We start from the raw sequence: 1,114 nt of genomic DNA, 5'->3' as shown, positions 1-1,114 counted from the left end.
TCAGCCCGCCGACCCACCGGGCGGTAAGCCCTCCGACATCCGGGCGGCGGTCAGCGGCACCAGCCCGCGTGAGCCAAGGCCTGGCGCAGCAGGTTGCCGCGGCCGCCGATGAATTCGGACTGGACCGCCTGGCTCAGCGCATCTTCCGGCGTCATCCAGCTCAGTTCCAGGGCGTCCTGGCGCGGGTTGCATTCCCCGGTGACCGGGATGACGTAGGCCAGGGCCACGGCATGCTGCCGGTCATCGGTTAGCCCGGTCTCGGACGGCGAGGGGAAGTATTCCGCCACCGTGAAAGGCACCGGGCTGGCCGGCAGTTGCGGCAGGGCCAGCGGGCCGAGGTCCTTCTCCAGATGGCGCAAGAGGGCGGCCCGGACCGTCTCGCGGTACATGACCCGGCCGGAGACGAACGTGCGCACCATCTCGCCTTCGTCCGAAGCCTGCAGCAGCAGGCCGATCTCCGTGACATATCCCAGCGAGTCCAGCCGCACCGGCACCGCCTCTACGTAAAGCATCGGCAGGCGTTGCCGCGCCTCGTGCAGGTCCTCGTGGGACAGCCAGCCGGGATACGGGTCGGGAGTACGTACGCTCATGTACTTGTTCTACCGCACCCCTGCGACGCCAGTCACGCCGGCCGCCCCGCCCGGCGCGTCCGTTCCAGTGCAGCCCAGCCACGGCCGGACCCGCCAGAACCGCGGAACCGCCGGTCCCGTCAGGACCAAAGGGTCGGCGGCAGCGGGTGATCTCCAGCCGAACCGTTTCGCGGGGCGCTGAACCGCAGGTACCCTTCGCCGGCCGGGTTCGCGCCGTCAGGATGCCCCACCAGCAGGACCTGCCGGCCGGCCTCGTCCGCTCGGGAACAGTCGTAACCGGCCGTGGCGAGGCGCTCCCGTAAGGCGCACAGGTCGCCGTCGTACTCAAAGGCCAGCCCAAGTTGCTCCGTATCGCCTGGCTGTACCTCGACCAGCCCGCCGTTCTTCGCCGCGAAGACCATGCAGGTGGCGTCGCCGCTGAACCGGGGGCGCGCGCCGATTCCGCGGAGGGTGGCCGCAGCGCCGGCTACGTCCGGCGTCACCCAGACCGGCATGACGGCCAGCGCCGGATCGGGCGGGTGGTG

1 protein-coding gene and 1 pseudogene are annotated in these 1,114 nt (G+C 70.8%); both read right to left on the bottom strand.

Annotated elements, in window-relative coordinates; genetic code table 11:
• Positions 1–50: 50 nt before the first annotated feature.
• Positions 51–590, bottom strand: coding sequence for an NUDIX hydrolase family protein (locus AC5RUJ_RS16935; RefSeq protein ID WP_494002240.1), 540 nt, complete (start codon positions 588–590; stop codon positions 51–53).
• Between the two features lie 119 nt (positions 591–709).
• Positions 710–1,114 (bottom strand): annotated as a pseudogene (locus AC5RUJ_RS16930) (hypothetical protein); the annotation flags it as partial.

The sequence above is a fragment of the Arthrobacter sp. Y3223164 genome (genome assembly GCF_059091005.1).
This window is presented reverse-complemented; position numbering and strand designations above follow the sequence as displayed.